The sequence below is a fragment of the Haloarcula terrestris genome (assembly GCF_031624315.1).
GTDB lineage: Archaea > Halobacteriota > Halobacteria > Halobacteriales > Haloarculaceae > Haloarcula > Haloarcula terrestris.
Genome location: NZ_JAMQOM010000012.1, coordinates 1 through 12,871 on the forward strand (window position 1 = coordinate 1; position 12,871 = coordinate 12,871).

13 protein-coding genes and 1 rRNA gene are annotated in these 12,871 nt (G+C 58.7%); 2 read left to right on the top strand and 12 right to left on the bottom strand.

From position 1 onward, the window contains the following. The 3 genes from NDI54_RS18450 to NDI54_RS18460 all read right to left on the bottom strand — a co-directional run. Window positions 1-967 (bottom strand): 16S ribosomal RNA (locus NDI54_RS18450); the annotation flags it as partial. A gap of 630 nt (window positions 968-1,597) precedes the next feature. Next, on the bottom strand, window positions 1,598-1,894 hold the full coding sequence (locus NDI54_RS18455) for a translation initiation factor eIF-1A (RefSeq protein WP_049919665.1): 297 nt from the start codon (window positions 1,892-1,894) through the stop codon (window positions 1,598-1,600). A 154-nt stretch (window positions 1,895-2,048) separates the two neighbouring features. After that, window positions 2,049-2,285 (bottom strand): UPF0058 family protein, encoded by a 237-nt coding sequence (locus tag NDI54_RS18460; protein ID WP_310897871.1) that lies wholly within the window; start codon window positions 2,283-2,285, stop codon window positions 2,049-2,051. Window positions 2,286-2,575: 290 nt separating this feature from the next. On the opposite strand from NDI54_RS18460, the gene NDI54_RS18465 reads away from it, so the two are divergent. After that, the gene (locus NDI54_RS18465) at window positions 2,576-2,752 is read left to right on the top strand and encodes a hypothetical protein (protein ID WP_310897872.1); all 177 of its coding nucleotides are present in this window, start codon (window positions 2,576-2,578) and stop codon (window positions 2,750-2,752) included. A 66-nt stretch (window positions 2,753-2,818) separates the two neighbouring features. Here NDI54_RS18465 and NDI54_RS18470 read toward each other — a convergent pair whose 3' ends face one another. The 9 genes from NDI54_RS18470 to NDI54_RS18510 form a co-directional block, all read right to left on the bottom strand. Then, window positions 2,819-3,571 (bottom strand): DUF7289 family protein, encoded by a 753-nt coding sequence (locus NDI54_RS18470; protein WP_310897873.1) that lies wholly within the window; start codon window positions 3,569-3,571, stop codon window positions 2,819-2,821. Continuing rightward, window positions 3,568-4,032 (bottom strand): DUF7266 family protein, encoded by a 465-nt coding sequence (locus NDI54_RS18475; protein WP_310897874.1) that lies wholly within the window; start codon window positions 4,030-4,032, stop codon window positions 3,568-3,570. The genes NDI54_RS18470 and NDI54_RS18475 overlap by 4 nt, the downstream gene beginning before the upstream one ends. Continuing rightward, window positions 4,029-4,928, bottom strand: coding sequence for a hypothetical protein (locus NDI54_RS18480; RefSeq protein ID WP_310897875.1), 900 nt, complete (start codon window positions 4,926-4,928; stop codon window positions 4,029-4,031). The genes NDI54_RS18475 and NDI54_RS18480 overlap by 4 nt, the downstream gene beginning before the upstream one ends. Further along, window positions 4,922-5,494, bottom strand: a complete 573-nt coding sequence (locus NDI54_RS18485; RefSeq protein WP_310897876.1) for a DUF7288 family protein — start codon at window positions 5,492-5,494, stop codon at window positions 4,922-4,924. The genes NDI54_RS18480 and NDI54_RS18485 overlap by 7 nt, the downstream gene beginning before the upstream one ends. Before the next feature lie 2 nt (window positions 5,495-5,496). Beyond that, the gene (locus NDI54_RS18490) at window positions 5,497-6,033 is read right to left on the bottom strand and encodes a DUF7287 family protein (protein ID WP_310897877.1); all 537 of its coding nucleotides are present in this window, start codon (window positions 6,031-6,033) and stop codon (window positions 5,497-5,499) included. 57 nt (window positions 6,034-6,090) lie between these two features. After that, on the bottom strand, window positions 6,091-8,127 hold the full coding sequence (locus NDI54_RS18495) for a type II secretion system F family protein (RefSeq protein WP_310897878.1): 2,037 nt from the start codon (window positions 8,125-8,127) through the stop codon (window positions 6,091-6,093). Further along, complete coding sequence (locus NDI54_RS18500) at window positions 8,124-10,616, bottom strand: type II/IV secretion system ATPase subunit (RefSeq protein ID WP_310897879.1); 2,493 nt, start codon at window positions 10,614-10,616, stop codon at window positions 8,124-8,126. Before NDI54_RS18500 ends, NDI54_RS18495 begins: the two co-directional genes overlap by 4 nt. Before the next feature lie 137 nt (window positions 10,617-10,753). Beyond that, a complete protein-coding gene (locus tag NDI54_RS18505; protein WP_310897880.1) occupies window positions 10,754-11,899 on the bottom strand; it encodes a pyridoxal phosphate-dependent aminotransferase in 1,146 nt (381 codons plus the stop codon). Beyond that, a complete protein-coding gene (locus NDI54_RS18510) occupies window positions 11,896-12,390 on the bottom strand; it encodes an Lrp/AsnC family transcriptional regulator (protein ID WP_310897881.1) in 495 nt (164 codons plus the stop codon). The genes NDI54_RS18505 and NDI54_RS18510 overlap by 4 nt, the downstream gene beginning before the upstream one ends. A gap of 116 nt (window positions 12,391-12,506) precedes the next feature. Between NDI54_RS18510 and NDI54_RS18515 the strand changes: the two genes are divergently transcribed. After that, window positions 12,507-12,839, top strand: coding sequence for a hypothetical protein (locus NDI54_RS18515; protein ID WP_310897882.1), 333 nt, complete (start codon window positions 12,507-12,509; stop codon window positions 12,837-12,839). Window positions 12,840-12,871: the final 32 nt, after the last annotated feature.

The window sequence follows — 12,871 nt, forward strand, 5'->3', positions numbered from 1 at the left end:
AAGTCGTCAACCTGACCGTCATTACTACTGTCGGGACCGGTGAGATGTCCGGCGTTGAGTCCAATTAAACCGCAGGCTCCTCCGGTTGTGGTGCTCCCCCGCCAATTCCTTTAAGTTTCATCCTTGCGGACGTACTTCCCAGGCGGCTCGCTTATCGTCTTCACTACGGCACATCACGTGCTCATGGCGCGTGACATACCTAGCGAGCATTGTTTACAGCCAGGACTACCCGGGTATCTAATCCGGTTCGAGACCCTGGCTTTCGTCCCTCACTGTCGGGTCCGGTCTCTCAACGTGGTTTCCCCATTGGTGGTCCGTCCAGGATTACAGGATTTCACTCCTACCCCGGACGTACCCGTTGAGTCTCTCGGCCCCAAGCTGTGTAGTTTCCACCGGACGCCGACCAGTTGAGCTGGTCGATTTCCCAATGGACTTACACAGCAAGCTACGGACGCTTTAGGCCCAATAATATCGGCCATCACTTGGACTGCCGGTATTACCGCGGCGGCTGGCACCGGTCTTGCCCAGTCCTTGTTCCTGTACCACCTTACGGTACAGAAAAGCGAGGGCTATATGCCCTCACACTCGGAGTCCCCCTATCGCACTGTCGTGCAGTGTAAAGGTTTCGCGCCTGCTGCGCCCCGTAGGGCCCGGTATCTTGTCTCAGATACCGTCTCCAGGCTCTTGCTCTCACAACCTGTACCGATTATCGGCATGGTGGGCCGTTACCCCACCATCTACCTAATCGGCCGCAGCCACATCCTACAGCGCCGGAACGTTTCTAACTCTCGGCACTCCAGCATGAGAGTTATATCCGCTATTGGCCTCAGTTTCCCGAGGTTATTGCGGTCTGTAGGGTAGTTTGGCCACGTGTTACTGAGCTATATGCTACGAGTCTAAACTCGTGCAACTAGCATGGCTAAATCGGACTCCGATAGCAATGGCCTCCGGCAGGATCAACCGGAATGTGCTGATATACATCAGCGGCGGAAGTGGTTGCACTCCGTCGGAAGCTAACACACTGGTTCCTACGCCAGTGTTGACTACTGCATGGGTCCGTGGGCTCACATCAGATTCCATCTTGACGGCGGACCGCAGGGGTGGAATCCTCATGGGGTGAGACCTCGCCGACCCCAGAGGGGAAGGCGAGGATCTCTCGTGTCTCGGACGACCCAGGTGGCCGACCGAGCGTGTCGACCCGGGCTCGCTGCCCGGTGCGACCTTCGCATCATATCCGATGGGTGGGGTACATATAAATGAATCGTCTCGCAGCCGCCCTGTGTCGAACACACACGACGCATACGTAACGTGATGGCGTGACACGGATAACCACCATACAGCGCAGGGATATCGAAAAGTCAGCGAGTATTTGTATTCGGTTTCTGTCATACAGGTGGTCGTCGAAGACCTGTTGAGCCATTATATATCAATAGATAGCAGTACTAACCCACCGTTTCACGGCCGTAGCATACCGAGAGCTATGGCGAAAACGCAGCCGCTACGCCCGGGAAACAAAACCGAATCCGGAGTGGGACAGATCGCGCCGGAGAACTCTCTCGGGGATGTCGAGAACCGGAGCGCGTGTACAGTGGTAAAATTAGGCGGTCAGCGAATCGATGTGGCCTTCGGAGCGGAGCTGATCGGCGTCCTGTCCTTTGTAGCGCCATTCGATGTTGGCCTTCTCGTCTTGCCAGTCCCACGGTTCGGCGAGAACAATGTCGTCCTCGTTAATCCAGGTCCGGAACTTCATGCGGCCCGGAATCCGACCGAGTCGGGTTTCACCGTCCTCACAGCGAATGCGGACGTGGTTCCCGCCAAGGTGTTCTGTTACCACTGCGAACATCTCGTCACTTGTGGGCATGCGGAGATTCCGCCGCCCTGAATCGTCGCTCACAATTTAAATACGGTCGCCTCCCGTATAAGTCGTTTGAGAGGCGGGATAGCGTGTACCATGCGGGCACCTGCTGACAACAGCAAAGCAACCACTGACGAGGGGCTACTGGTAGAAACGAGACGGTGAGAACGAACCGACAACGGTACCGATCGGTTCAGTCGGCAGTCAGCGTCTGTGGCTCGTCGGCTTCTTCACCCATCGCGTCGGTCAATCCGGAAGCGAGCGCAAACACTGCTTCCTTGTGGTCCGTCTTCGACTTGTGGATCGATGTCGGCTTGACACCGAGTTCGGCATACAGGTCGTGTTCGACAGCTGTGTCCGCCTCGTGTTCGTAGTGGTGCTGTACTTGCGCGAGAAGACTGTGAAGGTGAATGAGTTCCTGCTTCTTCATTAGTATCCGTTCATATGAATTGGAGACTAATAGTACTACCTTGCGAACAGTTATCATATATTCCCGATCCAAGGGAGGATCCAGGCAGTTTCAGAGACAGATGGAGACCGCCAGACCAGGTCCCGAGCATCGCTCTGTCGACTTCAGGATCTCACGACTAAAATGCATCATATCTAAGCGAATAGTAATAGATTTTCAAGATATCGGAGCGGTCATCTTTTGCCAGTAGGGCGGGAATCTGTCGTGATTCTTCTTGTCCCCCTCGTGAATACTGCGACGGGCTCTCAATCATGAAAGACTACGACAATATATTAGTTTTCGAACAGTTCATCCCTGTCGGGTACATACCCGTGTACGTGATGAACTGGAAACACCCGAGAGATGAAACTGCGGCTATGGCGAAACAAGAAGAATCGAACAGCGGAACGCGATGGTCGGTCATTGCTGCGCTGGTGACCGCTGCGTAACGGTCTTTTTACCGCCAGTACTGAGCAACATAGCAGCAGGGCTGTGTATCAAAGACAACGGACCCGTTAGGTAATCGTTTGAACGTCGACCGTCGTGTTATGGACGATAGCACGGTTGATACCAGTACACTGGTACGTGTGTGACTCCGAGGGATGGGGAGACCAGTTCGACAGTTGCCGGTCGAACGTCCGCTTCCACGCGTCCGGATACGCCGTCTCCGAGACGTTGACAGAGACGGTCGACGCAGACGGTGGATTTCCGGCACGAGGAGAGATGAGGGACTTGTTCTGAACCGAGGTCTGTATGATCACACGTCCCGAAGACGAGAAGTCCGTCTGCCCGTCGAGAGAGAGGACAGAAAGGTACGCGCTGTCAGGCCCACACCGAAGACTGGGTTTCCGTGAGACGACCAGTCCCTCCCCCTGGACCCGGTACACTGCACCGCTGGTGTAGACAAGAGCAGTCTCCGTATCGGTTTCGCGGACGAACGCTCTAGTCGAAATATTCGCTGAGTCCCCGTCAACAGTTACGTTCAACGTCGATGACCGGAGAGAGAGTCCGTGGCCCTGGAGTTTCATATTCGTGGTTCGTCGCGGGGCGTCCCCCTGTATGTGGTCATCCGTGGTCTCTGCGAACCCAATCATCGACGTTTCCGCGACATCCGTTGTCGCACCCTGTTGGATGGCATCGAACGCACCAAGCCCGCCAAGCGTCACCAGCGCAATGCCAGTAATGATGATACTGAACGTGAGCGTAAACGCGAGCAGGTCGGACACACCACGGTCGTGACCGCGTTGCCCGAACGGTCGAGTGTTCATCCGCGAATCACCTCCATGCAGTCGGCTGTCGCGTTGTACGAGACGGCTAGCGGCCCGCTGGAGACGACAGATGAGCAGACGGTAGTTTCATTCTCAAATCGGACGACAGCGTACCGATTCAGTCCTGACGCGTTCACGTACACGCGTGTGCGTGAAGTCGTTGAAGAAACTTCGACGTTATACGACTGGTCGGCGATCCGTTCTGGATACGTCGCGCGGAACGACACTGTCGAATTGAGCGTCTCAGTGTCGAACGCATCCAGACGAATCAGATCCCGCGCGATGCCATCACCGATGTTCTCCAGAGCCTCTTCAGTCACTCGCTCACGCTGTGAGTCGACCATCTGACTCCCACCAATGAGGAGACCAGTCACCAGCAGCGACGTGATACCGATAGTGAGCGCCTGTGTAACTGCTGGCGAGACACCGCGGGTATCGGACAGGACACGGTCAAGGGTCATCCGTCGTCCACCTCCACGAGCACCGTCCGATTGTAGCTCGCGGACGGTGTGTCATAGGTCACGTCGACAGCAGGGACGACGGGGTAAGGTGAGGTGTCATAATCACTGTAACTATCGGGGGCTGTAAAGTTACCATCGGCAGCAAAAACATAGGTACCGTTGGCATGGCTTCCATGGTCAATGCTGACAGTATATGGGCTGTCGACAGTTTCGGGGAACGATGTAAACGATGTTTCAGTGCCACCGCCAATTTTACAGGTTCCCTCAACCAGATTGATTTGCAGCTCACCCTCTCCATCGCAAACGAGATTGCCATTAGCAGTGGCGTTTTTACGATCACCGGAGGGGTCACCAGTTATATTCAGATGCCAGTCAACGGAGCCACTACGTGCACTGTTAACAGTGATATTTAATTTGTTTCCTTTTCCATTTATATTATCTACTGTAACTTTGAAGACAGCTACACGTTGTACGTTCCGGGCGATGTCCCAATCTGTTCTCGAACCTGTACCGTTTGGCCGTTTGAACTTCTCGGAGCTCGTCTGGTTCACCTCTGTGCCGAGCGACTCCGACTCGTTCAGCGTCGCATTGAGATAGGGCCCCCCACTGCTTGCGACGACTTGGTTGTGTGTCTCCGTATAGTTCCGGAGCGCGTTCTCGTATCGCACCTCGAATCCATCGAAGTCGTCGCCCCGCGATTGGGCCGCGAGCCGTCCGAGATCGCGCTCGACGGAGGCTTCACGGTCAGCTATGCGCTCGATGGTATCCGCGCTCCCGGTGGTCGTGATACCGTCGGTGACAGCGAGGCTATGGGCAAACAGAATCGTGCTGAACACGACGATAGCGACGGCGACACCGCCGATCAACAGCAGTTGCCCGCGCTCGTTGGCTACCATACGACCAGACGCACCTCCACGACGTTGTAGACGACAGAGTCTGGTTTCGCGTCGGGGGCGAAGTACTCGTCAACGGCCGAGAGGGACGGCCCGGTAGCGCTGCAGTCACCGATTCGGGCGGGCATGTCGTCGGTCAGTGTCACCGTCTCGGTCGCGACGGCTGCGTCGGCCGGTCTCTCAGCGACGTTCTCAGGTGAGCCCTGCGAGACGAGGGTCGTCCGGCGTGCGTCCGAATCAGAGTCCCAGTAGCTGAAGTAGAGATTGTACTGGTCACCCTGATTGTCGAAGGTGCGGTTCAACATCGACTCGAACTCGGTCGAACTGCCCGTCCGGTTGCCGTTGAGCGTCGACGTTCCGACGCTGTAACACGCGGTTGCGGTGTGCAGCGCACCGGTTTCAGCCGCCAGTGAGAGGGTGTCGCTCGCACGAGTCTCTAGTTCTGCCGTCCGCTGTTGCGTTCCTGTCTGGAACGGGCCGGTGTCGACTGCCGACAGCCCGTAGACCGTCGCCGTCACAACGACGATGGCTGCGAGGACGCCTTCCAGCGTGTACGCTTGGCCACGCATCGTTACCACACCCTCACGACGAGCCAGCAGACCGGATCGCACTGGCCGGTTGCGTTCGTCAGCTTCACGACGCGAGAGGTCGTCGCGAGGTTGTCTCTACCGGCGGCATCGGGCCCCCAGGCGAGTGTCCGGTCGTGGTCGTCGACTGCCGGGGCCCGTGCCCTCGCTTCGAGCGTCGATGCGTTGACCACTGTTACATTGAGTGACGCATTCGTCCGACGGGCTGTTGCAGTGTCCAGACCGGCGCTCGATTTCAAGCCGCCAAGCGTTCCGCTATGGCTGGCTATGTCATCGTCGAGGGACGCATCGATCCCGCTGCTCGTGTTATACCGGATGTGGTTCCGCGTCCCCTCAACCGAATAGGTCTCGACGAGATGCGTTGCCGCCCGGTCTGCAATTGGTTGGTTACGCTGTACATCTGGGGATTCGTACACGCCGACCGCACTACCCTGTACGAACGCCAATACCCCGATTATCGTCACGAGCAGGACGCTCACCCCCACGGCGAAGTCCTGCGGTGTTTGTGCTCTTGTATCCATGTCCCACACACCCTATTTGCTATCTGACACGTACGCTGTCGAGCCGCGGCAAGTCCGCTACCCCACGGCCATCCACACCACCAGTGCAATCGTCGAGAGGATGACGGCGAACTTCACGCCGGCAACGAGTTTCACTTCGCGGATGTAGCCGGCGATAAACGACGACAGCAGCGCCTGCAGCGTCACGGCGTGGAAGAACAGCATCGACAACAGTTCCGTGTCGACGCTGCCGCCGAAGCCGCCGCCTGGCGCGCTGGAACTACTCGATCCGGAAGCCTGCGTCGCCAGCCCCGACATCACGTCGAGGAACTGGGTCTTCAGCAGCGCCATCACGCCCAGCAGCGTCAGGTAGGTCATCAAGATAATGACCGTCTGCATCCGCGTCCGGGACTTCCGTTCCCGCTCGATGTCGTCCTGGTTCTCCGATGCCTGTGCCGCCGTCGACAGCACGTCCTGAATCTGGCTCGAAGCCTCCTGTGCCTCCGCGATGAGCTTGACTGTTCGCGCCAGCCGCGGGACGTGGTACTTGTTGTTGAACTCCCGGAGGGCGTCTTTCAGGCTCGTCCCGTAGTTGACCTTCGCGTGGATGGTCTCGAACTCCTCTGAGAGCTTCCCCGAAGAGGTCTCGGAGACCACCTTCACGGACTCCAGCAGCGTCATCCCGGTGTCGTTCGCCGACGCGAGCTTCCGGAGGTTCTCCGAGAGCTTTCCGATGATCGCCTTCCGCGAGCGCTGGTTCCACTCGTAGAAGATCATCAGCGGGATGAAGTTGATGTACATCGGGACATACACCCAGAAGAACGTGGAGCGAACCGGGACGGCGATCATGCCATCCAGGGACAGCGGGGCCCACCCGATGACGATAGCCGCGACGACGGCGAGGATCGACGCCGGAACTGTCAACCACAACACCAGCAGCGGATGGTCGCGGAAGAACAGGTCGGGCCGTTTGAGGATCCCGATGAGTTCGTGGGTCCCCTCCCGGCTCTTGATCCGGTCGAAGACGCTGTAGGTCCCCGTGTAGCTCTCGATGAGCCCGAGGTTGAACACGCCGACGCCCTCGTCGACGACGAGTTCCTTCTCGCCGGGGCTCGACCGCAGATAGCCGTCCCCGATGGAATCCTGCGTGACCGTCGAGACGAGGACGAGAAAGCCCAGCCCGGTCAGGGGAATCAGCCCGTAGACGGTGCCGTAGATGAGCGACTTCTGGGCGTTACCCATCATCGACATGATAACGAGGATGATGATGAGAAGCAGCGGGAACAGCGAGAGCGTCATATACATCTCGCCGAACAGCTCCAGCGTCTCCAGCATCTTCTCCTGTTCCTGCCTGGCGGTCCGCATGTGCTTTTCCTTCTGGTCTTCGAGGAAGGAGGTCATGTCCCCGCCGGAGTTGATGATCGAGAGCATGTCCGTCAGGAACTGCGACAGCTCGTCTGATGGCGTCTGGAGCGCCTGGTTCCGGACGGCGGTCCGGTAGTCAGTGTCGAAATACTCCGTCTCCAGAACGATTGATTGGAACTCCTGTGCGACCTCACCGTACGTGTCTTCGGCCCGCCCCATCGACTGCAGGATTTCGAGCTGATTCAGCCCACCCACAGACAGCGCATACATAAACGAGATCGAGTCGGACAGCAAAACGTTGATTTCACGCTCGCGCGCGCTCGCACGGAAATACGGTATCGATACGAGTGATCCGAACCCAATGGCAAAGCCGATGATCCCGAAGACGATACCGGTCACGATCACGAGGAAGGGAAGTTTCAGCACAGCCAGGATCGCCGAGACGTTCTCGGGGACGGGGATCCCGATCAGCGTCGGCGCTTCCCCGCCGGCAAACAGCAACTGGACCAGCAGATAGCCCAGGAAGGTCCCGACCAGCCACAGCGCGAGGCCGGCGATGACACCGACCGCGAGAGCCCGGGCGAGAAACATCTCGACGTTGTCAGCCATCCGCGCCTGGGCGAGTTTGTTCTCGACGCTGTTGACGAAATCGCCCTCGTCGTCGAACACCATCTGGTAGGCCGGATAGAACGTGTCACCGAGCGCGCCGCCGCTGCCCACCTGTTGCTGGCCCGGTGTGTCCAGACTCATTCGCTATCTGCCTCCGCTCCGGCCTTCGGAACGAACTGGCCGAAGTCGATGCTGTCCTCGTCGGCGCTTTCCTCGGACTCGTCCATCAGCGCCGAGACAATGTCCGGCGTTTCGCGGCTCTTGTACGTGCTAAACAGCGGCTGGGCGTTGTCAAGCACCTGCTTGGTCTCCTCGACCATCTCCGGCGGCGCGTCCGGTCGGGGCACCATCTCCTCCTTTTCGGGGTCGATATCGATCTTGACGGACTCCATCTCACGGAGGTCCTCGAGCGACAGTTCGAGCTGGTCGTTGGCGATGAGCGTCAGAATGGTGTCGGGGTCGTTGATGAACGCCTGGATGGTCGCCGCGACCTGCGTGTAGGTGTTCAGCCCCTTCTCGATGAGGTACGCGAGAACGACCTTGCGCTTGAACAACTCCTCGTCGAGTTTCTCCTGGGTCCATCCGCGGTCGAACTTGATCTCTTCGAGGGTGTTGGAGTTGCCCATCTGGATGTACTCGTCGGTTTCTGCGCGCCACTCGTACACGTCTCGGACGTTAATTTCGTCGTTCTCGGCGGAGTACTCGTTGATTTCGGTCAGTGACTTGTTCCGCCGGACCTTGTTGCCGTCGACCCGGGTCTGGGTCTGGATCGACACCAGGTCAAGCGCGGTAAACAGCGTCTTCGAGACGTTGATCGGTTCGGTCGTGAACCGCTTGATGACCTCGCCGACGGAGTCGGCGTGGAAGGTAGTGTAGGTCGTGTGACCCGTCGACATGACCTGGAACAGCGTCCGACCCTCCTCACCACGGATCTCACCCATGACAATGTAGTCGGGGCGCTGCCGGAGTGCCGCCTCAAGCAGGTCGAACTCGTCGACATCGCCCTTGTCGTCCTCGCCGAAGGACGGGCGCGTGACGCTTGCCACCCAGTTTCGCTGGGGCAGTTCGACCTCCCGCGTATCCTCGATGGAGACGATCTTCGAGTTCGAGGGGATGAACAGCGAGACGGCATTCAGGCTCGTCGTCTTCCCGGATGCGGTACCACCGGCGAAAATGAGGCTCTTGTTGTTCTCGATACAGAGCCAGAGGAACGCCATCTCGTCTAAGGAGAAGGTGTTCCAGTTGATGAGGTCGATTGGCGTGAACGGCACGTCCTTGAACTGCCGGATCGTGTAGTTCGTCCCGTGGTCGGAGACCTCCCGTCCCAGCGTCAACTGGGCACGCGAGCCGTCGGGCAGCGTCGCGTCGACCTGTGGCTGGCGCTTCGAGATACCCTTGCCCGAGCGCTGGGCGAGCTTCACGACGAAGTCGTCGAGTTCTCCCTCGCCGTGTTCGACGTTCGAGATGATCTGCTCGTAGTCGGTGTGGTAGACGAACACCCGGGAGTTGTACCCGTCACAGGAGATGTCCTCGACGTTGATGTCGTGTTTGACGCCGTCGATACGGGCGTAGCCGACGAAGTCCCGCTTGAGCATGTACAGCAGCTTCTCGACCTGATACTCGTTCAGTTTCGGGTCGTCCTCTTCGAGAATTGCCGGTTCCGGCCGCGTCGAAATCCCGGACAGCTGTCCCGCGGTCTCGCTTTGCTCCTCGTCGTCCAGCCCGAACAGCTCCTTGACCTGACCGAGAACGCTCTCTTCACCGCTACTGGAGACTGAGCCGCCGTAGAGGTCGTACCGCGAGAGGAGCTGTTCGGCCTCCCGCTGGATGACCTGTGCCCGGTCGGCGTCGGTCCCCTGAACGATGACATCGTCCTCGGAGTACTTGATCGCGGTCTTGAGCTTCCCCGAGAGGAACTCCCGGAGGTCGATCTCGATATCGGTGAGATACGGCTCGATGACGTAGTACTTCTTCTCGTTTTCCTTCCGGGAGTGAAAGATGATGACGCAGGCGTAGGGCTTGTTGACCCAGTACCGTTCCAGTTCACTGAAATGTGACTTCTTCGAATGCGGCACGGCTTTTTCCAGGTCGTATCGGTTGACGACAGTCGTATGCCCGTCGCGTGTCGAGAAGAACTCGTCTTCATCTAACTCCGGGTTCACGTCGACGGTGTTCTCATCGACGTACTCGTGGAGTTCACTGGCGATGTCCTCGGCGGCGGACAGATTGTTTTCAGTGTGTTCTGGTTCGAACGCCAGATGGTCGCTGGCGTCGAAGGGAACGACTTCGCCGTCGCTGTCACGGGGGAGATTGCCGTCCTCGTAGTAGTACTCCTGCTTGAAATGCTCCCACGTGTAGATGTCCTTCGCTACCGGCGTCGTATCCGGGTCGAGGTACTCTTCGAATGGTGCTTGCAGCGTTTTACCGGCGCTCGCCGCCCCCTCGATCCGTTGTTTGAGCTGTCGCGGTTCGAAACCCAGGTATTCACTCCGGTCGAACCGCCCCCCGTTGTGGACCTCCCGACGGAGATCATCCCACGTATACTCGCCGACCCGTGCAGGTTCGTCAGCCAGTTTCCCCCCGCTGTTGATCTGGTCTGACTCACCACCCCCAGTATCATCGATAGCCATTGTTATTTATCTCCCGTTAGGCGGGAAAAAACTTTACCCACAAAAGTTGTAAATGAAGTAGAAAATTGGGCTGTTCGTATCACGGTCTCCTTACGGTAGTAAGTCGACCATACTGAATGTTTCGCCGGCCTTAACTATCAACCGAGGAACGACTCGATCCGGGCCATCGCCTCTTTGAGGTCGTCGAGGCCGGTCGCATAGGACACCCGCAAGTGACCCGAACCGCCCTCCCCGAAGGCGGTTCCGGGCACGACTGCGACCTGTTCTTCCTGGAGCAGACTCTCGGCGAACTCGCCGGCATCGTCCCAGGGACATTCCGGGAACGCGTAGAACGCTCCGGCCGCCGGGAAGCAATCCAGTCCCATCTCCTCGAAGCGCGTGAGCACGTACTTCCGTCGACGGTCGTACTGTGCGGCCATCTCCGTGACCTCGTCGCGGCAGGTATCGAGCGCTTCGATAGCGGCGTGTTGGGCCGTCGTCGGGGCCGAAAGCATCGAGTACTGATGGATTCGGTTCATCGCCTCGATGGCCTCCAGCGGGGCCATCGCGTATCCCAGCCGGAATCCCGTCATCGCAAACGCCTTGGAGAAGCCGTTGAACACGACGGTCCGCTCGCGCATCCCGGGAAGGGTAGCGATGGACGTGTGGTCGTGTTCGTACGTGAGGTCGGCGTAGATCTCGTCGGCGAACACGAGAAGGTCATGTTCCCGGCAAAAGGCCGCGACCGACGCCATCTCCTCGCTCGTCATCGTCGCCCCAGTGGGGTTGTTCGGGTAACAGTACACGAGCGCGTCGGCCTCGGCCGCGCCGGACGACTCCAGCACCTCGCGGGTAAGCTTGAACTCGTCTTCTGCACGTGTCGGAACGTCGATCACGTCGATACCGGCAAACGTCGCGCCGGGGACGTACGAGACGTAACAGGGCTGGGCGATAGCGATGGAATCGCCGGGGTTCAGCAGCGCTCGAAAGGCGAGATCGAGCCCCTCGCTCGCGCCCGCCGTGACGAGGATTTCTTCGTCGGGGTCGTACTGCAGACTGTGCGTCGACGCCTCGTAGTCCGCGATCCGTTCCCGAAGCTCCCGTTTGCCGCGGTTGGCCGTGTACGAGGTCTGGCCGCGTTCGAGCGACGCGATAGCGGCTTCGCGGGCCGCCCACGGGGCCGAGAAGTCCGGTTCGCCCACGCCAAGCGAGATGATGTCGTCCATCTCTTCGGCCAGTTCGAAGAACCGCCGGATGCCCGAGGGCGGGACGCTGTCGACCCTGTCTGCGGCTTCGAACGTCATGGTGAGACGGACAACCGGTCGTCGTCGTCGTGGTCGTCGAACTCCATCCCCTGCTCCTTGTACGACTCCATAATGTAGTGGGTCACCGTCTGCGTGATCTCGGGAATCGGCGCGATCTTGTCGCTGATGAAATGCGAGACCTCACGCATCGAGTCACCTTCGACTTCCAGATCGAAGTCGTAATCCCCGCTGACAAGTCGTAGCGAGGTCACTTGCGGGAACTTCGCGATCCGATGAGAGATGTCGTCGTAGCTGGTCTCGCGGTCCAGCGTGACGTTGAGTTCGACGGTGGCGCGAACCCGTTCCTCGTCGGTCTCGACTGCGTTCCAGTCGACGACCGCTCCGTAGCCGCGGATGACGCCTGCCTCCTCGAACTCGTCGATGATCTCCGTTACCTCGCTCTCGGAGTAATCGGTCAACCGAGCGATGTCCTCGGTCGTGTAGCGAGCGTTCTCCCGTAGCAGGTCGAGTATCTCGCGGCGACTGCTCATACAGTGCCAGGAGAGTGACGCGGACAAAAGCCTTGCTCAATAGTGAGACAGCGTCTCATCATGGCGGCGGAACCCACTAGATGGTTTTAATATCTACGAGAGTTAGGAGTTGATTAATGTTCGAAGAGGGAGGTCAGCGAGCTGATTCTGACACCGGATGGGGTCACGTCGCAAACCACGACAAGGCTGCGACAGTTATTGATACACTACTTCGTCTCGACGCGGACGAGACCTATACGAAAACAGCACTGAGCGAAGCGGCCGGTGTGCCACTGAAAACGCTGTATCTCGATGGGACACTGGAAGAGCTAGTGACGGTTGGACTGCTCGAAAAGCACGAAGCCGAAGGGGAGGAGACGGTGTTTTCAGTCGACGACGGGAGCGCCGCCTTCGACGCGGCGAAAGCCTTCGATACTGCGGCAACGGCGTCTGGCGAAGCGGACGGGTAAGCAGCGTCACAGCAAGTCGTTCCTGCGTGTCC

Excerpts from the sequence above, each read along its gene's own strand:
- NDI54_RS18460 (WP_310897871.1), bottom strand. The coding sequence starts at position 2,285 with ATGAAGAAGCAGGAACTCATTCACCTTCACAGTCTTCTCGCGCAAGTA.
- NDI54_RS18465 (WP_310897872.1), top strand. The coding sequence starts at position 2,576 with ATGAAAGACTACGACAATATATTAGTTTTCGAACAGTTCATCCCTGTC.
- NDI54_RS18470 (WP_310897873.1), bottom strand. The coding sequence starts at position 3,571 with ATGAACACTCGACCGTTCGGGCAACGCGGTCACGACCGTGGTGTGTCC.
- NDI54_RS18475 (WP_310897874.1), bottom strand. The coding sequence starts at position 4,032 with ATGACCCTTGACCGTGTCCTGTCCGATACCCGCGGTGTCTCGCCAGCA.
- NDI54_RS18480 (WP_310897875.1), bottom strand. The coding sequence starts at position 4,928 with ATGGTAGCCAACGAGCGCGGGCAACTGCTGTTGATCGGCGGTGTCGCC.
- NDI54_RS18485 (WP_310897876.1), bottom strand. The coding sequence starts at position 5,494 with ATGCGTGGCCAAGCGTACACGCTGGAAGGCGTCCTCGCAGCCATCGTC.
- NDI54_RS18490 (WP_310897877.1), bottom strand. The coding sequence starts at position 6,033 with ATGGATACAAGAGCACAAACACCGCAGGACTTCGCCGTGGGGGTGAGC.
- NDI54_RS18495 (WP_310897878.1), bottom strand. The coding sequence starts at position 8,127 with ATGAGTCTGGACACACCGGGCCAGCAACAGGTGGGCAGCGGCGGCGCG.
- NDI54_RS18500 (WP_310897879.1), bottom strand. The coding sequence starts at position 10,616 with ATGGCTATCGATGATACTGGGGGTGGTGAGTCAGACCAGATCAACAGC.
- NDI54_RS18505 (WP_310897880.1), bottom strand. The coding sequence starts at position 11,899 with ATGACGTTCGAAGCCGCAGACAGGGTCGACAGCGTCCCGCCCTCGGGC.
- NDI54_RS18510 (WP_310897881.1), bottom strand. The coding sequence starts at position 12,390 with ATGAGCAGTCGCCGCGAGATACTCGACCTGCTACGGGAGAACGCTCGC.
- NDI54_RS18515 (WP_310897882.1), top strand. The coding sequence starts at position 12,507 with ATGTTCGAAGAGGGAGGTCAGCGAGCTGATTCTGACACCGGATGGGGT.